We start from the raw sequence: 19,921 nt of genomic DNA, 5'->3' as shown, positions 1-19,921 counted from the left end.
CGAAATGTTGCCTTCGTCACGCCCAGGGGCGACTGGGCGGCGTTCCAACCGGGTACGGCCCGCATTGCCGGTATCCTTTCTGGGGACCAACCACCAGCAGAACGGACCACCTTGGTACAGATCGAACAGCTTGCCGCCCGCACTCCGGCAGTTTCGGTGGATGAACTCCTCAAGGGCTTCTACCCGTCGCCCCGGTTCGGAAAGGTTTCCTTTTCCAGCTACCGCCCGGACCCCAAGCAGCCCAGCCAGGCCGCCGCCGTGCGTGCCCTTGAGGGATTTGCCGACGGCGTGGGGTCGGGTAACGGGGGCGGCCTGTTCAAGAAGCTGTTCGGCAAGAAGGACGAATCCAGGGCGGGAATCTACCTGGACGGCGGTTTTGGTGTGGGCAAGACCCACCTGCTGGCGTCCCTCTGGCACGCATCACCGGGACCCAAGGCCTTCGGTACATTCGTCGAGTACACCAACCTGGTGGGTGCCCTCTCCTTCCGCAAAACCGTCGATGCCCTGAGCAGCTACCAGCTGGTGTGCATCGACGAATTCGAACTGGACGATCCGGGCGACACCGTCCTGATGTCCCGGCTCATGCGTGAACTGGCAGACGCCGGCGTCAAGCTTGCCGCCACGTCCAACACGTTGCCCGGTTCCCTGGGCGACGGCCGCTTCGCCGCCGTGGACTTCCAGCGTGAGATCCAGGTCCTGGCGGACCAGTTCGACGTCCTCCGCATCGACGGCGAGGACTTCCGGCACCGCGGCCTCCCTGCCGCACCGGCACCGTTGAAGAACAGCGAACTCAATGCGCACATGAAGGCGGAGTTCGACGGGAAGACGGTGGCCCAGGACGAGTTCTCCACCCTCATCCACCACCTGGCCGGCGTCCACCCCAGCCGCTACCGCCAACTGGTCGACGGCATCGACGGCGTGGTGTGGCGCAACGTGGAGACCATCACGGAGCAGGCCGTGGCACTGCGGTTCGTTGTCCTTGCCGACCGGCTCTACGACAAGGACGTGCCCATCCTGGCCAGCGGCGTCCCCTTCGATCAGCTGTTCACGGAGGAAATGATGACCGGCGGGTACATGAAGAAGTACTTCCGCGCCGTGTCCCGCCTGACCGCCCTGGCCCGCGAAGGCCAGAACCACGAGCCTTCCTAGGCGGACTTCCTGCCGGCCCGGCCACCAGGCCGGGGTTGCAGCACCAGCCGGACCACCAGGCCCGCCAAGAGCGCCCAAAAGGCCGACCCGATCCCGCCGAATACCAGGCCGGAGGCGGCCATCAGGAACGTGACGGCGGGGGCAATCCGGTCCTCGGCGTCCGCCAGCGCCGCCGAGGCGGCCGAGGCCAGGGTTCCCAGCAGTGCCAGCCCGGCAACGGCTTCAAGCATCCCGGCCGGTGCCTTGCTGACCAGCGATACCAGGGCCGCCGAGAAGGCTGCCAGCACCAGGTACGCCGCGCCGGACGTGAAGCCCGCGATCCATCTGCGGCTGCGGTCCGCGCCCGCTTCCTCCCCGGCCGCAAGGGCGGCGCTGAGTGCGGCGAGATTGATGGCGTGGCCGCCGAAGGGTGCACCGGCGAGGGTCCCTGCCCCGGAAACGAGCATGGCCGGCCGCCACGGTGTTTCGTAGCCAAAGGACCTGAGGACGGCCACCCCTGGAATGTTTTGGGAGGCCATGGTCACCACGAACAGCGGTACTGCGATTCCGGCCATGGCCTGCACGCTGAATGTAGGCATGGTCCACGCCAGTGCCGGGACCAAAGCGGCAGGTGCAGCGGGCGTTCCTGCCGACGCCAGCGACACTCCGATGACGCCCAATGCCACCAGCAGGGCGGCGGGCACCGCCCACCGCGGGGCGAACTTCATCATCAGCAGCCAGCACAGGATCACCGGTGCCACGAAGAGGGGCACCGAACCAAGGGCCTTGAACGGTGCCAGGCAGAGCTGAAGCAGGACACCGGCCAGCATGGCCTGGGCCAGGGATGGCGGGATGCGGGCCATCAGCCTGCCGAGCGCAGGCACCAGGCCGGTCAGCGCCAGCAGCAGCCCCGCCCCAAGGAAGCCTCCGACGGCGGCCGGCCACCCGCCGTCGGGCACTCCCGATGCAGCAAGCAGCGCTGCGCCCGGTGTGGACCAGGCCAGGGTTACCGGGACCCGGGAACGCCACGAGAGGAAGAGTACGCCAAGGCCAACAGTGAGCGTCACCGCCAGCAGGCCGGACGCCGCCTGGGCGGGATTGGCACCCACCGCCGTGAGGCCGGCCAGGACAACAGCGAACGATGAGGTGAATCCGACCAGTGCGGTGACGATCCCGGCGATGACCGGCCTGGAATCGGTCCGGACCAGGCCGGGACCGGCGGATGTGGCGGGTGCGGGGGACTTGGGCATACCGGCAGGGTACCGGCGCAGGTTTCCCAACCGGCAATCGGGAGCTCCGGAAGAAGCCGTTAAACGCCAAAGGTGCGGGTGCCGCCTCCCGGCGGGACCCGCACCTCCTTGACGTGCCGGGCAAGAGCCCTGGCCGAATCCTTTACGGAGCCCTGTCTACCGGCGGAACCGGATTACCAGGAGCTGCCGGGGGAACCTGCTCGGTGGCAGGTGCGTGCCCCGGGGTGCCGTTCTGGTCAACAAGCTTGGAAGCGCCATCCTGGATCTTGTCGACGTGGCCTGCGTACTTGCCGCCGGTCTTGGTGTCGACGAAATCGCCGGCTTTGGTAATGCCGTCCTTGATAGCCTGCTCGTTGCCGCGGATGAGACCCTGAGCCTTGCCCTTTAGATCGTCAATCAAACCCACGGACACCTCCCTTCTATCGCGGAGCCAGGTCGCTCCTCGCGCATTCGATCCTAGCCGGGCGCGGGAGGCGTGCCAAGGGAATGCCGTTCGCCTGCAGCGGATACCCGGAAACGAAAAAAGCAGCTCCGGAGAGCTGCTGTTCGTGTGTGGGCGATACTGGGATCGAACCAGTGACCTCTTCCGTGTCAGGGAAGCGCGCTACCGCTGCGCCAATCGCCCCGAAACCGGAAGACCGGCTGTGGGATGTAAGAGAGCGGACGACGAGATTCGAACTCGCGACATCCACCTTGGCAAGGTGGTGCTCTACCAGCTGAGCTACGTCCGCATTTGTGCAGGTTATTCCGGAGGATCCGGTGGTACTGCCGGCAAGTTGCCTTGCCGAGTGGGCGATACTGGGATCGAACCAGTGACCTCTTCCGTGTCAGGGAAGCGCGCTACCGCTGCGCCAATCGCCCATTGCATCCGGAAATCCGGAAACCCTGGTTTTCACCGAGGTGGGTACGGGATTCGAACCCGTGTATACGGCTTTGCAGGCCGCTGCCTCGCCTCTCGGCCAACCCACCGTGCTGGCGCCGATTCCGAAGAATGTTTGCCGTGACAGTGTCCTGCGAGCGGACGACGAGATTCGAACTCGCGACATCCACCTTGGCAAGGTGGTGCTCTACCAGCTGAGCTACGTCCGCATTTTGGAGGCTTGATTCCTTGCCGTTTCCGGCATTTCCTCGCGTTCCAACGAGTAAAAACAATATAGGAGGTTCCGGGAAACTCCAAATCGGAGGGAGCCGCGCAACTGCCAACCGCCGTCCTTCCCAGCGTCCACGCGGATTTTGTCGAGTTACAGGCGTGTAATTTCCGACGGCGGCGGTTGGCTTCCCGGGTCAAGGGATTGGAAGGTGCCGCGTTCGGCAGGCCGGGGGAAGGAGCGCTCCGGGCTGCGGCATCACCGATTTTTGAATTGGGGCAGACGTGGGCTAGCATTCAAATGCATCGGGGCGATTGGCGCAGTGGTAGCGCGCTTCGTTCACACCGAAGAGGTCACTGGTTCGAACCCAGTATCGCCCACCGCAGAGGTCCGTTTCCGCTCATCAGCAGCGGAAACGGACCTTTTTTGTGTGCGGCTCCGGACCCCCGGAGCTTTTGTCGGCCCCCTGTGAAAGAGTCTTTTGTATGACTGATCCGCTTCTCGCCCACGCCACCGAATACGGCCGGATGTACGCACGGTCAACGTCTGAGCAGTTCTCGGTGCCTTCCATCACCACGGTAATCAGCCAGCAGCCGCATGGGCTCGACGGCTGGTTCGGCTACATGGGCGCCAGCAGCCTGGCCAACGATCCGCTGCTGTCCGACTGCCTGGGGAGCCCTGCCAAGATCAAGCAGGCCATCAACCGTGCAGCCAAAGCCGCCGAAACCTACCGGGATGACGCCGCACGCCGCGGAGACCGTGTCCACAACTACTGCGAACAGGTGGCACTAAGGGCACTGGGCCGCCCCCATGCCATGAAGGAAGCCCGCGAGGCGCTGGCCGCCAACGGTGAGGAAGCCTTCGCTGTTCGGTTCGACGAGTGGTGGGAGCTCTTCCGCGTGGAGCCCATCGCTCCGGAAATCACGGTCTGGAACGACTCAGTGGGATACGCCGGCACCCTTGACCTCGTGGCCAGGATCAACGGGCGCATCTGCCTGATCGACTACAAGACCAAGGGAACAACGCGGGACGGGCAGGTCAAGCCGCTGGACGACAAAGTGGTCATGCAGCTGGTGGCCGGCATGAAGGCGGAAGAGAGCCTCGTGGACCCGGAAGCGGGAACCTGGGAACCCTGGAAGTACGGCGAGGACCCGGTCCTGCTGGCCGTGGCCATCGGCGAGACGGAAGTCCGCCCGGTCCGCGCCAACCCGGAAGTCCTTAAGCACCACTGGTGGAAGTTCTGCGCCCTGCGCCGCGTCTGGGAGCTCTCCGCAGACACCCTCAGCGCCGGCACCGCGCTGTTGCCCATCGCGCCTCCACCCCTGGCCCGCACCGCCTAACGGAACGGTGCACGTGGAGAGACTGCACCTAAACTGGACAGGTTCCCTTTTTGCCGCCAACCGTGAGGACACACAGCGCATGGCTATTCTGAATATCCGCATCATCGGCGATCCTGTGCTGCGCACAGTCGCCGATCCCGTGACGGAATTCGGACCCGACCTTGCCAAACTGGTCGCCGACATGACCGAAACCATGGAGGACGTCGAAGGCGCCGGCCTCGCCGCTCCCCAGATCGGCGTCAGCAAGCGCATCTTCACGTACCGGATCGACGGCGTCGAGGGCCACATCATCAATCCTGTCCTGGAAAACAGCGAGGACTACCAGCCGGACCATGTGGAGGGCTGCCTCTCCATCCCGGGCCTCGGCTTCCCGGTGCGCCGTTTCCGCGCCACCCGCGTCACCGGTGTTGACATGCACGGCAACCCGGTCGCCATTGACGGTGAAGGGATGCTGGCGCGCTGCTTCCAGCACGAAAACGACCACCTGGACGGCATCCTCTACACCGACCGCCTCGAGGGCGAGGACAGGAAGGCGGCGCTCAGGTCCATCCGCAACGCCAATTACGACGCCGTCGCCGGACGCACCACAGCCAAACGCGCCAGGAGTGTCGGGTCAAGCTTCGGCGGCGCCAGCTTTGGTGGAACCAGCACCCCCGGCTCCAGCTTCGGCGCAGCCGGGTGAGGGTCCTCTTCGCGGGGACACCCGCCGTCGCAGTCCCATCCCTGGACGCGCTGGTCAACGCCGGCTTCAACGTCGTTGCCGTACTGACCCGGCCCGACGCGCCGCTGGGCCGCAAGCGCGTGCTGACGCCGTCGCCCGTTGCCCAGCGGGCTGCGGAACTGGGCATCGAGGTCATCCGTGCGGCGCGCGTCGACGCCGATGCCATAGCCGGCATTTCCGCCGTGCAGCCGGACGTCGCGGCCATCGTCGCCTATGGCGGACTGGTTCCCCCTGATGCCCTGGGCATCCCGCGGCACGGCTGGGTCAACCTGCACTTTTCCCTGCTGCCGGCCTGGCGCGGAGCGGCGCCGGTCCAGCGATCCATCATGGCCGGAGACGACGTCACCGGCGCCGTGACGTTCCAGCTGGAGGAAGGCCTGGACACCGGTCCCGTCTTCGGCACCCTGACCGAGGCCGTCAAGCCCCAGGACACCGCCGGTGAACTCCTGGAACGGCTGTCCCACAGCGGCGCGGTCCTGCTGGCCCAAACCCTGTCCGCCATCGACGCCGGAAAAGCAGCGCCGCAGGCACAGGCCGGCGATGTGTCGCTCGCGCCGAAATTGACGTTGGAGGACGGCCACCTGAACTGGGCGCATCCGGCCCTGGCCATAAGCAGGCAGGCGCGCGGCGTCACCCCCGAGCCCGGTGCCTGGACCCTGCTCAACGGGCAGCGGGTCAAGCTCGAGCCGGTCCGGCTGCGGCCGGATGTTTCCGGGTTGGCCCCGGGAGCCGTGGAACTGAACGGCAAGGCCGTGCTGGTGGGAACGGGGTCGCACGCGGTGGAACTGACGCGTATCCAGCCTGCCGGGAAAAAGATGATGGCCGCCCCCGACTGGGCGCGCGGTTTGGCTTCACTGGAGAGCGTGGTGTTCGAATGACCGGGTCCGGAGGCAATACAGGCGGACGGGGCAGCGGCGGGAAAGGCGGGCAGGGCGGCAGCGGCGGACCTCCCGGCGGCGGCCGTGGCAACGGCGGTCCCCGGGACGCCAGCCGGCGGAACGCCAAGGGCCGCGAACGCAACCGCGGGCCGCAGCGGAGCTTCACCGGGCAGGCTCCGTCCCAGCGCACCAGGCGCGCGGATCCCGCCCGCCTCGTGGCCTTCGAGGTGCTCCGCGCCGTCGCGGCGGAGGACGCCTACGCCAACCTCGTGCTGCCGGCCCGGATCCGGCACCACCACCTGGACAAGCGGGACGCCGGGTTCGCCACCGAACTGAGCTATGGCGCACTCCGCAACCAAGGCACCTATGACGCCATCCTGGCACGGTGCGTTGACCGTCCCCTGGCCCAGCTGGACCCGGCCATCCTTGATGCGCTCCGCATCGGTGCCCACCAACTGCTTGCCATGCGGGTCCCGGCCCACGCTGCCCTGGACCAGACCGTGGGGCTCGCCCGCGCGGTGATCGGCGCCGGACCGTCAACACTGATCAACGCCGTCCTGCGCAAGGTCGCCGCCCGGAGCCTCGAGGAGTGGCTGGACCTGTTGGTGGAAGGCGAAACCGACGCTACGAAGGTAGCAGCGGTGAAGTACGCGCACCCCGAGTGGATCGTGCGCGCCATGCGCCAGTCCCTCGTGGCCCACGGCCGCTCCGCGGCGGAGATCGACGAGCTGTTGGAAGCTGACAACGCCGCCCCGGTGGTCAACCTCGTTGCGCTGCCCGGCCTGGGCAGCTTGGACGAAGCACTGGAAAGTGGCGGCGCTCCCGGGGAGCTTGTTGAAGGCTCAGCGCTTTCCAGTGGCGGCGACCTTGGCCGGCTGGCTTCCGTCCGCGCCGGCACCACCCGTGTACAGGATGTCGGTTCCCAGCTGGTGGCCAGGGCCCTGGCCGCGGTGGATCTTGGCGGGCCGGCGGACGGAAGCGCGGCCGTCAGCGCTCCGGCGGTGGACGGCGACGCTGAAGCGTGGCTCGATCTTTGTGCCGGTCCCGGCGGGAAGGCGGCGCTCCTGGGTGCGCTGGCGCACCAGCGGGGCGCCACCCTGCTGGCGAACGAACCGGCGCCGCACCGGGCCAAGCTGGTCAGCCAGGCATTGTCCGCCGTGCCGCATGGCAGCTGGCAAGTCCGCACCGGCGACGGCCGTGAAGTGGGCGGTGAGCAGCCGGAGCGTTATGACCGTGTCCTGGTTGACGTTCCCTGTACCGGCCTGGGCGCGCTTCGCCGCAGGCCGGAGTCCCGGTGGCGTCGCTCGCCCAAGGACATCGCGGACCTTGGGCCATTGCAGCGCGAACTGCTGGCGTCGGCCCTGGCCGCCGTCCGGCCAGGGGGAGTGGTGGCCTACGTGACCTGTTCACCGCATCCGGCGGAGACAACAGCGGTGGTATCAGACGTCCTGCGCAAGCGCACCGACCTTGAACTCCTTGACGCCGGAGCCGCCCTGGACGCGGTCAGCCTGACCGGGTCCCTTGGTGCCGGCCACGAGCTGACTGCCCAGCTCTGGCCCCACATCCATCACACCGACGCGATGTTCCTTGCCCTGATCAGGAAGAAAGCCTGACCATCAGGAACGGCGCGACACCCAGCAGCCACGGCGTGATCCATGCCGTGGGACCAGAACAACCAGCGAAAGGCATTTCCGTGACGCAGTGCTGCATCAACCCGAGCATCCTCTCCGCCGACTTCGTCAACCTTGAGGCTGAACTGCAGCGGATCAGCAATGCCGATGCCGTGCACGTCGATGTCATGGACAACCACTTCGTTCCCAACCTGACTATCGGGTTGCCCGTGGTGCAGCGGATCCAGGCCGTCAGCCCCGTACCGCTCGATGCGCACCTGATGATCGCGGACGCGGACCGCTGGGCGCCAGGGTTCGCGGACGCCGGCCTGGCTTCCGTGACGTTCCACGCGGAAGCATCCGTTGCGCCCATCAAGCTGGCGCGGGAACTGCGCAGCAGGGGGGCCAAAGCAGGGATGGCCCTGCGCCCCGCGACGGCTGTGGAACCGTACCTGGACATGCTGGCGGAACTGGACATGCTGCTCATCATGACCGTGGAACCGGGCTTCGGCGGCCAGGCGTTCCTGGACATCACCCTGCCCAAGATCCGCAGGGCCCGGGCGGCCGTGGAGGGTTCCGGGCTGGGGGTTGCCATCCAGGTGGATGGCGGCATTACCGAAGAGACCATTGCCCGCGCCGCCGAAGCCGGGGCGAACGTCTTTGTGGCCGGTTCCGCTGTGTATGGCGCCGAGGATCCGTCCGCTGCGATCGACCTGCTGCGCGCCAAGGGCAGCCGGACATTACGTGCCGCGACGGAATAACCGGGAGGCCATCCGGGTTGTGGCACAATAACAACACACATACGTGCTCCGGGGTCGGTGTAAGTCCGAACCGGCGGTGACAGTCCGCGACCCGCGAGCCGGTGTCCTCCCAGGAGGATTCCGGCAGACGGTTGAACCGGTGGAATTCCGGTACCGACAGTTAAAGTCTGGATGAGAGAAGCACGTACAGCTGTATCTGCGCAGCCTTTGGGCTCCGCAGCGTTCTGCTGTCGTATCCCCGGAGCCATCGCGGTTCGACAGGGAAGGAACGACGCACAATGAACCCCCAGCGATGGCTCTTAAACGCCGCAAGTCCTGCCGCTTCCAAGGCAGGCAACTACTCCGCATCGGCAGCCGCATGACGGGCGCCGCGAAACTCCAGCCGGACGCCGGCGTGGTCACAGCCTTCAGCGCCGCCGAAACGGGCGCCATGGAAGACGCCCTCAGGGCAGCACTGGAAGGCCCCCGCGGCGCGAATCCCCTCGTGGGGGCGGTCGTCATCGGGCCTGACGGCCGGCAGCTGGTTTCCGGCCACCACCGCGGTGCCGGGACCGCACATGCCGAGGCCGACGCGATAGCCCAGGCCGCCGCCGTCGGACTGGATCTGTCCGGCTGCACCATGGTGGTCACGCTCGAACCCTGCAACCACGTGGGCCGCACGGGTCCCTGCACGGAAGCGATCATCGCCGCCGGGATCACGGACGTGGTGTACGCCGTGGACGACCCCCATGACCCTGCTGCCGGGGGCGCGGCGACACTGCGTGCAGCAGGCATCCGGGTCCGCAGCGGACTGGGCGCCGATGAAGCCCTGGACCTGAACCGCCAGTGGTTCGAGGCAGTGGCTGCCAAGCGGCCCTTCGTCACCCTCCACATCGCGCAGACCCTTGACGCCCGCATCGCTGCCGAAGACGGCACCAGCCAGTGGATCTCCAGCCCGGAGTCCCTGGCGGACAACCACGGGATCCGCGGCCGCATCGATGCCATCCTGGTGGGCACCCAGACCGTGATGGTGGACAACCCGCGGCTGACCGCCCGGGATGCCGCCGGCAACCCGGCATCCAAACAACCCGTTCGTGCGGTCATGGGCCTGCGTGCCATCCCGGAGGACGCCGCAATCCATGGGGACGACGGCCGGGCCGTCCACCTTCCCACCCGCGATCCGCACGAAGCCCTGTCAATGCTGTATTCGTCCGGCATCCGGCACGTCATGGTGGAGGGCGGGTCCAGCATCCTGAGCTCCTTCCTGGCGGCCGGCCTGGTGGATGAACTCATCGTGTACCTGGCGCCCACACTGCTGGGATCCGGCACCCCTGCACTGAACGGGCTGGGCATCACCAGCCTTCCCGACGCCCAGCAATGGGAATGGGACGCGTCCGACGGCGGCGCGGTGCGGACGCTGGGCCGGGACCTCAGGCTCCACCTCAGACCGCAACGGCATGTTGCACTTGACCACCCACCAACCCGCGCAGCCGCGGAGCCAGCCCAGGGAGGCTACTGATGTTTACCGGAATTATTGCCGAGCAGGGGCAGGTGCTGTCCGTCGAGCGGGACGGCAACACCAGCGCCACCGTCCGGCTGCATGCGCCCGCCTCCACCGAGGGCCTGGCACTTGGGGGCTCCATCGCCGTCAACGGTGTCTGCCTCACGGCAACAGCGATTGACGGCAAGGACTTCAGCGTCGACGTCATGGGGGAGACCCTGGTGCGGAGCACCATCGGCGAGCTCACCGCAGGCGACTCCGTCAACCTGGAGCGGTGCGTTCCCGCAGGCGGCCGCCTGGATGGCCACGTGGTGCAAGGCCACGTGGACGGCGTGGGTGTCCTGCTGGAACGGGAAGCCCAAGGCAACTGGGAGCGGCTGCGCTTCGGCGTTCCCGCCAACCTGGCCCGCTACGTCGCCGAGAAAGGCTCCATCGCCATCGACGGCGTCTCCCTCACCGTGACAGCCGCCAGCCCGGCCGCGGAGCAGGAACCCTGGTTCGAAGTGGGCCTGATCCCCACCACCCTCGCCGAAACCGGCCTGGGCACCAAGACCACCGGCAGCCGCGTGAACCTCGAAGTGGACGTCCTGGCCAAATACACCGAACGGCTGCTTGCTTTCCGCGGCGCCGGCTCACCGGCAGGAAACGGCGAAGCCGCCCTGGCGGGAGGTGCACGGTGAACGCTGCAGTGCGCCTGGAACCCGCCGTCGCGAACGATCCCCAAACCAGCCAGCCGGTAACCGATGGCTCCGCCGCGGGCGGGGCGTCATCCGGACCCGCCCGGGGACTGGACTCCATCGCGGACGCCGTGCGGGCCATGGCTGCCGGGCGCCCGGTGCTGGTGGTCGACAACGAAGACCGCGAAAACGAAGGCGACATCATCTTCGCCGCCCAGCACGCAACTCCGGCGCTGATGGGCTGGACCATCCGGTACAGCTCCGGAGTGATCTGCGTGCCGCTGACCGGGGACCGCGCCGACGCACTGGCCCTGCCTCCCATGACGGCTGTCAACGAGGACGCTAAAGGCACCGCCTACACCGTCTCCTGTGATGCGGCCATCGGTGTCAGCACGGGAATATCCGCCACGGACCGGGCCCTGACCGCAAGGATCCTGGCCGACCCGCAGGCCGGACCGGCGTCCGTGACCAGGCCGGGGCATATTTTCCCGCTCCGTGCCGTTGATGGTGGTGTGCGGGAACGCCAGGGCCACACAGAGGCCGCTGTGGACCTGTGCCGCCTCGCGGGCCTTGAGCCTGTCGGGGTGATCGCGGAAGTGGTGTACGACGACGGCGAAATGATGCGCCTGGACGGGCTCCGTTCGTTCGCAGCTGAACATGGGTGCCCCCTCATCTCCATCGAGGACCTGGTGGCGTATCTTGAAGCCGGGGCCGGGGGCGCCCTGGATGAGGATGCCCGGGTGGTCCCGGGTGGAGAAAAGGAGAAACGATGACGGCAGCGGCAGCCAGCGACGACAGCCAGCACAACGGTCACCGCAAGTCCCACGCGGTGTCCGGCGAGGCGCCCCATCCCGTCAGCGGAGGACCGGTAGTGCAACTGCCCACCGCCTTTGGCGACTTCGTGGCGCAGGCGTGGACCGACCTTGTGACCGGTGTTGAGCACCTGGCCGTCAGCTCGCCAAACGCTCCCACCGACGGAAAAGCTCCCTTGGTCCGGCTGCACTCCGAGTGCCTTACCGGCGATGTCTTTGGCTCCTACCGGTGCGACTGCGGCGAACAGCTCGCCTTCGCGCTGGAGCTGATCCGGGACAACGGCGGAACCCTGCTCTACCTTCGCGGCCAGGAAGGCCGCGGCATCGGCCTTGCCAACAAGATCAAGGCCTACGCCCTGCAGGAAGCCGGCTTCGACACCGTGGAGGCCAACGAACAGCTGGGCCTTCCCGTTGATGCCCGCTGCTACAAGGCCGCGGCCCAGATCCTGGCCGAAATGGGCCTGCATGAAGTACGGCTGCTGAGCAACAACCCGGACAAGCAGAACAGGCTGGCCAAGGCCGGGGTGACGGTGGTGGAAATGGTTCCCACGGAGGTCCCCTCCCGTGAACAGAACATCCGGTACCTGCGCACCAAGAAGGACCGCATGGAACACCGGCTGCTGCTGGACTCCCAGGTGGCACCCGTGCCCGTCCCGGCTTCCGAAACCCCCTACGACCACGAACAAGACTGACGTCTTCACGAACGAACGGAACACTGAAAACCCATGAGCGGACACGGCGCCCCCGACATCGACCTCAGCACCCTCAACCCGGCTGAAACCTCGCAGCTGAAGCTGGCCATCATTGCAGCCAGCTGGCACACGCAGATCATGGACGGCCTCCTGGACGGGGCACTCCGCGCCGCCAAGGACGCCGGGATTGCCGAGCCCACCGTGCTGCGGGTCCCCGGCAGCTTCGAACTTCCCGTTGCCGCCGCCCGCCTGGCACCTCACTTTGACGCCGTGGTTGCCCTCGGCGTCGTGATCCGCGGCGGCACGCCGCACTTCGACTACGTCTGCCAGGCCGCGACGTCGGGACTCACCGACGTCAGCGTCTCCACCGGCGTGCCGGTCGGCTTCGGCGTGCTCACCTGCGACAACGAAGAGCAGGGCCTGGACCGCGCCGGCCTGCCCGGCTCCAAGGAAGACAAGGGCCACGAGGCCGTCACCGCGGCGCTGGCCACCGCCGTCGTCCTCAAGCAGTACCGCAGGTAAGCGGCACCGCGCTGCACGGGCGCGGTGTGTATTCCCTCACATCGCGCCCGTCATGCAACCGCCCGGGAAGCGCCGCTGCGTCCGCAGCAAGTAGGCTGGAGGGCGTGAAGAATTTCGAGACGCTGTTCGCTGAGCTCAGCGAGAAGGCAGCCACCCGCCCGGAAGGCTCCCGCACCGTCGCTGAATTGGAGTCCGGTGTTCACGGCATCGGCAAAAAAGTCGTTGAGGAAGCAGCCGAAGTCTGGATGGCTGCCGAATATGAATCCGATGAAGCTGCGGCCGAGGAAATCTCCCAGCTGTTGTACCACCTGCAGGTCCTCATGCTCGCAAAAGGCCTGACCCTGGAAGACGTCTACAAGCATCTGTAGCCACCGGCCGGCGCTTTGCCGCCGGCCTGCTGTGGCCTGCATTGCCTGAAACCCAGACCTTCCACCCAGAAAGAATTTCCCATGCTGCGAGTAGCCGTCCCCAACAAGGGCTCCCTGTCCGAAGCCGCGTCCGCCATGCTCTCCGAAGCCGGATACCGCCAGCGGCGCGACAGCCGCGAGCTGGTCATGGTGGACCCCGACAACGACATTGAGTTCTTCTTCCTCCGCCCCCGCGACATCGCGGTCTACGTGGGCCGCGGAACGCTCGACGTCGGCATCACCGGCCGCGACCTGCTGCTGGACGCCGAGGTGGAAGCCGAAGAGCTCCTGCCACTGGGATTCGCCGCGTCAACGTTCCGCTTCGCCGGCCCGGTGGGCGATTTCAGTTCGGCCGCCGAACTCGAAGGCAAGCGCCTGGCCACCAGCTACGACGGCCTGCTGCGCAACTACCTGGCCGAACGCGGCATCAACGCCAGGGTGGTCCGGCTCGACGGCGCCGTTGAATCCTCCGTGCGCCTCGGCGTCGCGGACGCCATCGCTGACGTCGTGGAAACCGGCAACACCCTCAAGGCCGCCGGCATGGAAATCTTCGGCGAACCCATCCTCAAATCCGAAGCCGTCCTCATCCGGCGCACCGGTTCCGGCGGGGAAGCGAACGGCACGGCCAAGGAAATCGACGTCCTTATCCGCCGGCTCCAGGGCGTCCTGGTGGCGCGCCAGTACGTGCTGATGGACTATGACATCCGCAAGGAGCTCGTGGAGAAGGCCGCCAGCCTGACCCCGGGCCTTGAATCGCCCACCGTCTCCCCGCTGCGCGACTCCGACTGGGTGGCGGTCCGGTCCATGGTTCCCAAGAAGGAAACCAACCGGATCATGGACGAACTGTACGACCTCGGCGCCCGCGCCATCCTGGTCAGCAGCATCCACGCCTGCCGCATCTGAGCACCGGCGACCCCCAGCAGCACTGAATATCCAGGAGTTCCCATGGCAGTAGCAGTCCGCGTCATTCCCTGCCTCGACGTCGACGCCGGGCGCGTCGTCAAGGGCGTTAACTTCGAGGGCCTCCGCGATGCCGGCGACCCCGTGGAGCTCGCCCACCGCTACGACAACGCCGGTGCCGATGAACTGACCTTCCTTGACGTCACCGCTTCCTCGGGCAACCGCGAGACCACGTTCGACGTCGTCCGGCGCACCGCTGAGGAAGTCTTCATTCCGCTCACCGTTGGCGGCGGCGTCCGCGGCGTGGCAGAGGTGGACAAGCTCCTGCGCTACGGCGCGGACAAGGCCTCCATCAACACCGCCGCCGTGGCCCGGCCCGACGTCATCGACGAAATCACCCGGCACTTCGGTTCCCAGGTGCTGGTCCTTTCCGTTGACGCCCGCCGCACCCGGCCGGGGTCCCAGCCCACACCGTCGGGGTTTGAAGTGACCACCCACGGCGGCCGCACCGGCACCGGGATCGACGCCATTGAGTGGGCCAGGGAAGCGGCCGACCGCGGGGTGGGGGAGATCCTGTTGAACTCCATCGACGCGGACGGCACCAAGGACGGCTTCGATCTCGAACTTATCAAGCTGGTCCGCGCCGCCGTCAGGGTTCCGATCATCGCGTCCGGCGGAGCGGGGGAGCCGGCGCACTTTCCGCCCGCCGTCGCGGCCGGTGCGGACGCGGTCCTGGCCGCCTCGATCTTCCACTGGGGACCGGACAACATGATGTCCCAGGTCAAGGACGCGATTCGCGAAGCAGGCTTCGAAGTCAGGTAGTCCCCACCCGCTCCCTCACCCCGCTTCGGCCAGGGAACCCTGCGGGCGCTGGCCCAGCCTTTAGAGTCCTACTTCGGCTGACTGGAGGAGGGCGACGGCGTCGGGCTGGCCTTCGAAGGTGACCAGGGCGTGGCGGGTGCGGCCATGGGCGTGCATGAGCAATTCACCCGGCTCACCGACGATTGCCACCGAAACAGGTGCCCGCTTTGCGACGTGGCGGGGGCCGGACGGACGGACCAGGACAATGCCAAGGTCCACGCCGCGGTAGAGGATGGCGGCACGCTTGACCAGTTCGTCCCACAACGCATCCGAGTAGGCCTCGTCCAGGGCCCTGGGCGCCCACCGGTCCACGGCACGGCGGACGTCCTCCGTATGGACGAAGTATTCAATCAGGTTGGCGCTCTCATCCAGCGCAGGGATGCTCATCGGAGAGAGGGCAGGCGGCCCGGCGCGGAAGGTGTTCACCAGCCGGGCGTAGTCCTCGTTGGTGGTGAGCTTGGCGGCCAGCTTCGCGGTGGCCTGGTCAGAGGCCTTTGCCAGGCGCTTGATGATCAAACCGAGCCCGACGGCGGCCTTCCGCTCGCGCAGGTAAAGGTGCGCGGCAAGGTCCCTGGTGCGCCAGCCCTTGCACAGCGTGGGCGCATCAGGGCCGGCCGCAAGCAGGGTTTCGGCAAGGACTTCTCGGGACGGTTCGACGAAATGCATCACTTGTGAAACTAGCACGAGTGGTGTGGAGATGGGCAGCACTGCGGCGGCCGGTGGCGTGCCGTTGTTCACAACAGGAGAACGCTCCGGCGGAGGCACTAGACTTGAGGCGATGTCTGAGCAGCCAACCCCCGTCCAAACCGCAGGATCCGCCGTGTCCCACGTGCCGGCGTCGTCCGTCGGCCCCTCACCGGCGAGCCCGCTTCCCAAGGAGGTGGCCGCCGCCCTCAAGCGCGATGGCGCGGGCCTGGTGGCCGCCGTGGTGCAGCAGTATGACACGAACGAAGTGCTCATGCTCGGCTGGATGGACGACGAAGCCCTGCACCGCACCATGACCACCGGCCGCGTGACGTTCTACTCCCGCTCCCGCCAGGAGTACTGGCGCAAGGGGGACACCTCGGGACACGTCCAGTGGGTGAAGTCCGTAGCCATGGACTGCGACGGCGACGCCCTCCTGGTGCGCGTCGACCAGGTTGGTGCCGCCTGCCACACCGGGACCCGGACCTGCTTCGACGGCAGGGACCTTGACGTCGTCGCGGGCCAGGCAGGCTAGGCCGAATACATGGCCCGGGCCGGCCCGCAGCCGGCTGCGGGCATCCCATGCAAAGCACATCCAAGGAACCGGCGCTGCCGGGCCTTTCGAAGAACAGGCGGACAAGCACAGCCATGCAGGACCTCGGAACCATCAGCCCCAGCCTTGAGGAGTTCCGCGAACTCGCCGGCCACAGCCGCGTCATTCCCGTCCGGCTCAAGGTGCTCGCCGACGCCGAAACCCCCATCGGCCTTTACCGGAAGCTGGCCCAGGGGCAGCCCGGCACCTTCCTCATGGAATCGGCCGCCGTGGGCGGAGCCTGGTCGCGCTATTCCTTCATCGGTGCCCGGTCGCGGGCCACGCTGACCACCAAGGACGGCCAGGCGCACTGGCTGGGCGAGCCGCCCGCCGGGGTACCGGCCAGCGGCAGCCCGGTGGATGCCATCCGCGACACCATCGAGGCCCTGCGCACGGACCGGTTCGAGGGGCTCCCGCCCTTCACGTCCGGCCTGGTGGGCTTCCTCGGCTGGGAAACTGTCCGCCACTGGGAGCGGCTGGTCAGTCCGCCGGAGGACGATCTGCACCTGCCCGAGATGGCCCTGAACCTGGTCACGGACATGGCGGTGCACGACAACGTTGACGGCACGGTCCTGCTGATTGCCAACGCCATCAACTTCGACAACAGCTCCGAGCGCGTCGATGAGGCCTGGCATGACGCCGTCGCCCGGGTCAAGGAACTCCTGGCCAGGATCAGCGCGCCCGTGGTGCAGCCGGTCTCCGTGCTGGCACCGGCAGCCCTGGACTTTGCGTCCAGCGTCCAGGAACGCTGGGACGAAGCCGAGTACCTGGCAGCCCTGGACCGCGGCAAGGAAGCCATCGTTGACGGCGAGGTCTTCCAGGTGGTGATCTCGCGCCGCTTCGAGATGGAGTGCAAGGCATCTGCCCTGGACGTCTACCGCGTGCTCCGTAACACCAACCCCAGCCCGTACATGTACATCTTCAGCCTTGAAGACGCCGGGGGCCGCGAATACTCCATCGTCGGGTCCTCCCCGGAGGCACTGGTAACGGTCACCGGCGAGGAAGTCATCACCCACCCCATCGCCGGTTCCCGCCCCCGCGGCAAGACCGTCGAAGCGGACAAGGCACTGGCCGAGGAATTGCTGGCCGACCATAAGGAACGCGCCGAGCACCTCATGCTGGTGGACCTGTCCCGCAATGACCTCTCCAAGGTCTGCGTTGCCGGCACCGTCGATGTCACCCAGTTCATGGAGGTGGAGCGCTTCAGCCACATCATGCACCTGGTATCCACCGTGGTGGGGCAGCTCGCCCCGCAGGCCAAAGCCTATGACGTCCTTAAGGCCACTTTCCCGGCCGGCACGCTCTCCGGGGCCCCCAAGCCCAGGGCGCTGCGCCTCCTCGATGAACTGGAACCGCACCGCCGCGGCATCTACGGCGGCGTGGTGGGCTACCTCGACTTCGCCGGCGACATGGACATGGCCATTGCCATCAGGTCCGCGCTGCTCCGCGAGGGGCGCGCCTACGTCCAGGCCGGGGGCGGCATCGTGGCAGACTCGGTGAACCCCACCGAGGCCATGGAAACCGTCAACAAGGCCGCCGCCCCGCTGCGTGCGGTCCACACCGCCGGATCCCTGCACAACATTTCGGCGGAATCCCTCCCCGGCGGGACCGATTCCTGATGACGAGTTCCGGAGCAACGGTTGACCCCGCAGGCAACGCCGGCACACCAGGCGGTGCCGGCAAACCCGGGACGCGCCGCGCCACGCCCGCGTGGGCACGCAAGTCCACGCTGGTGCTGCTGATCACGGTCCTCGCGCTGGCAGCCTTCGGCAGCACCACGCAAACCTGGATGACAGCCACCCTTGACCCCAACCAGGTAGGGCAGGCCGGCGCCGCGCAAAGTGTCATCCAGGTGCAGGGCAGCAAGGCCGCCACCACCGTTACGGCCCTGGCGCTGGTGGCCCTGGCCGGCGGACTTGCCGCTGCCATTGCCGGCAGGATCGCCCGGTGGGTCATCACCGCCATCATCGTCCTGGCCTCCGCCGGCGTTGTTACCGCCGCGGCGATCGTCCTGGCGGACCCGCTCGCGGCCGCGCAGGGCACCATCGCAGGCGCCACCGGGATCTCCGGCAGCCAGGCGCACGTTGAGCTCACCCCCTTCCCGGCACTCGCCGTCGTCGCCGGCTGCCTGCTGGCGCTGGCAGCCCTGCTGATCCTGCCGGCATCCCGCCACTGGAAGACACGGACGAAATATGACGCACCCGGCGCCGCCGGGACCGCTGCAGCGGCCGGGCCGGTGGATGAGATCGACAGCTGGGACCGGCTTTCCCGCGGCGAGGACCCGACCTAAGGCCTTCGGCCGCCACCGCCGGGCAAGGGCCTCCAGCCCTGCGGTACGCGGGCGGCGGCCAAAAAATGGCAGAATGTAAGCAGTATCCACCCTGAGGAGATTTTCCATGAGCAAAGCACCTGCGTCCGTTTCCAAGTCCGGCACCCGCCAGGTCGCCCCGGGCGCCATTGACCACAGCCAGGAACTCGGCCACGGCAACAGCCCGGCCGCATGGACCTGCGTTATCGTCATGCTCGTCGGCGCGCTCATCGCAGCCATCGCCTTCGTCATCGCCAGCACCCCCATCTTCATCGGCGGCGCCGTTGTCATGGTGATCGGCCTGATCCTCGGTTACGTCATGCGCAAAGCCGGCTACGGCGTTGAGGGCAGCAAGCTGAAGAACTCCGGCCACTGATGGCCACTGTTCTCGATGACATCAACGCCGGTGTCAGGGAGGATATGGACGCCAGGAAGCGCCTTGTTACCCTGGCCGAGCTGAAGGACCTGGCCCAGGCCGCGGCACCCGCCCGCGACGCCTGGGCAGCCCTCGGCGGGACGTCCCCAACGCGGGAACAGCTGAAAGTCATCGCCGAAATCAAGCGCCGCAGTCCCTCCAAAGGCGATCTCGCCAGCATCGGGGATCCGGCGTCGCTCGCCAGGCAGTACGCCGACGGCGGTGCCTCCGTCATCAGCGTCCTCACCGAGCAGCGCCGCTTCAACGGGTCCCTGGCCGACCTTGATGCCGTGCGCGCCGCAGTTGACATCCCGCTGCTGCGCAAGGACTTCACGCTCGACGAGTACCAGGTCTGGGAGGCCCGCGCCCACGGCGCCGACCTCATCCTGCTCATCGTGGCGGCCCTGTCGGACGCCCAGCTCTCCGAGTTCAGCGCCCTCAGCCGGGAGCTCGGCATGAACGTCCTGGTGGAGACGCACACCGAGGAGGAAATCGAGCGGGCCGTGGCGGCCAACGCCCGGATCATCGGCGTCAACGTACGCAACCTGAAGACGCTCGACGTCGACCGTTCCGTGTTTGCCTCACTCGCGGGAATGATCCCCGCAGAGGCCGTGGTGGTGGCCGAGTCAGGCGTCCGGGACGCTGACGACGTCACGCATTACGCCGCCAGCGGTGCCAACGCCATACTGGTGGGCGAGGCCCTGGTGAGCCACGCGACCCCCCGGGAGCGGATCGCCGAATTCACTGCCGCGGGTGCCGCCGCGATCGCTGCCCGCGCCTGAGGCACACAGCATT

22 protein-coding genes, 6 tRNA genes and 1 riboswitch are annotated in these 19,921 nt (G+C 67.4%); of the genes, 20 read left to right on the top strand and 8 right to left on the bottom strand.

Annotated elements, in window-relative coordinates; translation table 11 throughout:
- The first annotated feature begins 111 nt into the window (after window positions 1-111).
- Window positions 112-1,149: a cell division protein ZapE gene (gene zapE / locus NIBR502771_RS17180; RefSeq protein WP_141160758.1), complete on the top strand. Its 1,038-nt coding sequence runs from the start codon at window positions 112-114 to the stop codon at window positions 1,147-1,149.
- Here zapE and NIBR502771_RS17175 read toward each other — a convergent pair.
- From NIBR502771_RS17175 to NIBR502771_RS17145, 7 genes are all read right to left on the bottom strand, one after another.
- Window positions 1,146-2,378, bottom strand: coding sequence for a benzoate/H(+) symporter BenE family transporter (locus NIBR502771_RS17175; RefSeq protein ID WP_141160757.1), 1,233 nt, complete (start codon window positions 2,376-2,378; stop codon window positions 1,146-1,148). The two genes, zapE and NIBR502771_RS17175, sit on opposite strands and share 4 nt — an antisense overlap.
- A gap of 142 nt (window positions 2,379-2,520) precedes the next feature.
- Window positions 2,521-2,784 (bottom strand): antitoxin, encoded by a 264-nt coding sequence (locus NIBR502771_RS17170; RefSeq protein ID WP_141160756.1) that lies wholly within the window; start codon window positions 2,782-2,784, stop codon window positions 2,521-2,523.
- 147 nt (window positions 2,785-2,931) lie between these two features.
- A tRNA-Val gene (locus NIBR502771_RS17165) sits at window positions 2,932-3,003 on the bottom strand.
- A 33-nt stretch (window positions 3,004-3,036) separates the two neighbouring features.
- Window positions 3,037-3,109 (bottom strand) — tRNA-Gly (locus NIBR502771_RS17160).
- Window positions 3,110-3,167: 58 nt separating this feature from the next.
- Window positions 3,168-3,239 (bottom strand) — tRNA-Val (locus NIBR502771_RS17155).
- 37 nt (window positions 3,240-3,276) lie between these two features.
- Window positions 3,277-3,347 (bottom strand) — tRNA-Cys (locus NIBR502771_RS17150).
- 47 nt (window positions 3,348-3,394) lie between these two features.
- Window positions 3,395-3,467: transfer RNA gene (locus tag NIBR502771_RS17145), tRNA-Gly, on the bottom strand.
- A gap of 307 nt (window positions 3,468-3,774) precedes the next feature.
- On the opposite strand from NIBR502771_RS17145, the gene NIBR502771_RS17140 reads away from it, so the two are divergent.
- The 14 genes from NIBR502771_RS17140 (at window position 3,775) to hisF (ending at window position 15,088) form a co-directional block, all read left to right on the top strand.
- A tRNA-Val gene (locus tag NIBR502771_RS17140) sits at window positions 3,775-3,846 on the top strand.
- 105 nt (window positions 3,847-3,951) lie between these two features.
- A complete protein-coding gene (locus NIBR502771_RS17135; RefSeq protein ID WP_141160755.1) occupies window positions 3,952-4,806 on the top strand; it encodes a cytochrome in 855 nt (284 codons plus the stop codon).
- A gap of 79 nt (window positions 4,807-4,885) precedes the next feature.
- Window positions 4,886-5,488 (top strand): peptide deformylase, encoded by a 603-nt coding sequence (gene def, locus NIBR502771_RS17130; RefSeq protein WP_141160754.1) that lies wholly within the window; start codon window positions 4,886-4,888, stop codon window positions 5,486-5,488.
- Window positions 5,485-6,405 (top strand): methionyl-tRNA formyltransferase, encoded by a 921-nt coding sequence (gene fmt, locus NIBR502771_RS17125; protein ID WP_141160753.1) that lies wholly within the window; start codon window positions 5,485-5,487, stop codon window positions 6,403-6,405. The genes def and fmt overlap by 4 nt, the downstream gene beginning before the upstream one ends.
- Window positions 6,402-8,018: an RsmB/NOP family class I SAM-dependent RNA methyltransferase gene (locus NIBR502771_RS17120; RefSeq protein WP_141160752.1), complete on the top strand. Its 1,617-nt coding sequence runs from the start codon at window positions 6,402-6,404 to the stop codon at window positions 8,016-8,018. The genes fmt and NIBR502771_RS17120 overlap by 4 nt, the downstream gene beginning before the upstream one ends.
- A gap of 80 nt (window positions 8,019-8,098) precedes the next feature.
- Complete coding sequence (rpe, locus tag NIBR502771_RS17115) at window positions 8,099-8,776, top strand: ribulose-phosphate 3-epimerase (RefSeq protein WP_141160751.1); 678 nt, start codon at window positions 8,099-8,101, stop codon at window positions 8,774-8,776.
- A 39-nt stretch (window positions 8,777-8,815) separates the two neighbouring features.
- Window positions 8,816-8,964: riboswitch (FMN riboswitch) on the top strand.
- Between the two features lie 170 nt (window positions 8,965-9,134).
- Window positions 9,135-10,274 carry a bifunctional diaminohydroxyphosphoribosylaminopyrimidine deaminase/5-amino-6-(5-phosphoribosylamino)uracil reductase RibD gene (gene ribD / locus NIBR502771_RS17110; RefSeq protein WP_141161611.1) on the top strand — a complete coding sequence of 380 codons (1,140 nt, stop codon included), beginning with the start codon at window positions 9,135-9,137 and terminating at the stop codon, window positions 10,272-10,274.
- Window positions 10,274-10,936, top strand: a complete 663-nt coding sequence (locus tag NIBR502771_RS17105) for a riboflavin synthase (RefSeq protein WP_141160750.1) — start codon at window positions 10,274-10,276, stop codon at window positions 10,934-10,936. The genes ribD and NIBR502771_RS17105 overlap by 1 nt, the downstream gene beginning before the upstream one ends.
- On the top strand, window positions 10,933-11,706 hold the full coding sequence (gene ribB / locus NIBR502771_RS17100) for a 3,4-dihydroxy-2-butanone-4-phosphate synthase (protein ID WP_141160749.1): 774 nt from the start codon (window positions 10,933-10,935) through the stop codon (window positions 11,704-11,706). The genes NIBR502771_RS17105 and ribB overlap by 4 nt, the downstream gene beginning before the upstream one ends.
- The gene (gene ribA / locus NIBR502771_RS17095; RefSeq protein ID WP_141160748.1) at window positions 11,703-12,437 is read left to right on the top strand and encodes a GTP cyclohydrolase II; all 735 of its coding nucleotides are present in this window, start codon (window positions 11,703-11,705) and stop codon (window positions 12,435-12,437) included. Before ribB ends, ribA begins: the two co-directional genes overlap by 4 nt.
- A 33-nt stretch (window positions 12,438-12,470) precedes the next feature.
- Window positions 12,471-12,959 (top strand): 6,7-dimethyl-8-ribityllumazine synthase, encoded by a 489-nt coding sequence (gene ribH, locus NIBR502771_RS17090; protein ID WP_141160747.1) that lies wholly within the window; start codon window positions 12,471-12,473, stop codon window positions 12,957-12,959.
- 104 nt (window positions 12,960-13,063) lie between these two features.
- Window positions 13,064-13,327: a phosphoribosyl-ATP diphosphatase gene (locus tag NIBR502771_RS17085; RefSeq protein ID WP_009358176.1), complete on the top strand. Its 264-nt coding sequence runs from the start codon at window positions 13,064-13,066 to the stop codon at window positions 13,325-13,327.
- Between the two features lie 81 nt (window positions 13,328-13,408).
- Window positions 13,409-14,269: an ATP phosphoribosyltransferase gene (gene hisG / locus NIBR502771_RS17080; protein ID WP_141160746.1), complete on the top strand. Its 861-nt coding sequence runs from the start codon at window positions 13,409-13,411 to the stop codon at window positions 14,267-14,269.
- A 42-nt stretch (window positions 14,270-14,311) separates the two neighbouring features.
- Window positions 14,312-15,088 (top strand): imidazole glycerol phosphate synthase subunit HisF, encoded by a 777-nt coding sequence (gene hisF, locus NIBR502771_RS17075; protein ID WP_141160745.1) that lies wholly within the window; start codon window positions 14,312-14,314, stop codon window positions 15,086-15,088.
- 60 nt (window positions 15,089-15,148) lie between these two features.
- On the opposite strand, the gene NIBR502771_RS17070 is transcribed toward hisF, so the two are convergent.
- A complete protein-coding gene (locus NIBR502771_RS17070) occupies window positions 15,149-15,793 on the bottom strand; it encodes a TIGR03085 family metal-binding protein (RefSeq protein WP_141160744.1) in 645 nt (214 codons plus the stop codon).
- Window positions 15,794-15,905: 112 nt separating this feature from the next.
- Between NIBR502771_RS17070 and hisI the strand changes: the two genes are divergently transcribed.
- The 5 genes from hisI to trpC all read left to right on the top strand — a co-directional run bounded on the left by hisI (window position 15,906) and on the right by trpC (window position 19,908).
- On the top strand, window positions 15,906-16,346 hold the full coding sequence (hisI, locus tag NIBR502771_RS17065) for a phosphoribosyl-AMP cyclohydrolase (protein WP_210411247.1): 441 nt from the start codon (window positions 15,906-15,908) through the stop codon (window positions 16,344-16,346).
- 113 nt (window positions 16,347-16,459) lie between these two features.
- A complete protein-coding gene (locus NIBR502771_RS17060) occupies window positions 16,460-18,022 on the top strand; it encodes an anthranilate synthase component I (protein WP_141160743.1) in 1,563 nt (520 codons plus the stop codon).
- On the top strand, window positions 18,022-18,693 hold the full coding sequence (locus tag NIBR502771_RS17055) for a Trp biosynthesis-associated membrane protein (protein WP_141160742.1): 672 nt from the start codon (window positions 18,022-18,024) through the stop codon (window positions 18,691-18,693). Before NIBR502771_RS17060 ends, NIBR502771_RS17055 begins: the two co-directional genes overlap by 1 nt.
- Window positions 18,694-18,799: 106 nt before the next feature.
- Window positions 18,800-19,087, top strand: a complete 288-nt coding sequence (locus NIBR502771_RS17050) for an HGxxPAAW family protein (protein WP_141160741.1) — start codon at window positions 18,800-18,802, stop codon at window positions 19,085-19,087.
- Window positions 19,087-19,908 (top strand): indole-3-glycerol phosphate synthase TrpC, encoded by an 822-nt coding sequence (trpC, locus tag NIBR502771_RS17045; protein WP_141160740.1) that lies wholly within the window; start codon window positions 19,087-19,089, stop codon window positions 19,906-19,908. The genes NIBR502771_RS17050 and trpC overlap by 1 nt, the downstream gene beginning before the upstream one ends.
- Window positions 19,909-19,921: the final 13 nt, after the last annotated feature.

Source organism: Pseudarthrobacter sp. NIBRBAC000502771 (genome assembly GCF_006517215.1).
Lineage (GTDB): Bacteria > Actinomycetota > Actinomycetes > Actinomycetales > Micrococcaceae > Arthrobacter > Arthrobacter niigatensis.
Note: the sequence above shows the minus strand (reverse complement) of the source record. Positions and strands in the feature narration are given on the sequence as shown.